At 64.9% G+C, this 248-nt stretch carries 1 protein-coding gene; it reads left to right on the top strand.

The annotated features are described in order from the left end of the window. Positions 1 to 248 (top strand): AMP-binding protein (locus tag ACW9IN_RS30155; protein WP_457369249.1); only part of this gene is annotated, 248 nt, incomplete at both ends.

Genomic DNA, 248 nt, shown 5'->3' with positions numbered 1-248 from the left:
CCGATTGAATTTGCTCGATGCTGACGAGCAACAGCACATTCTCCAGCTGTGGAACTGCACCGACTCGGGCTTCCCGGCCACGCGTTTTGTGCACGAGTTGTTCGGCGACCGCGCCCGGGAAAATCCCGATGCGGTGGCGGTCAAGTTCGACACGCAAACCCTGACCTACGGCGAACTCGAGCGCCAGGCCAACCGCCTGGCCCACGCGCTGATCGCCCGTGGCGTCGGCCCGGAAGTGCGCGTGGCCA

This window comes from Pseudomonas sp. SDO5271_S396, assembly GCF_054071795.1.
Note: the sequence above shows the minus strand (reverse complement) of the source record. Positions and strands in the feature narration are given on the sequence as shown.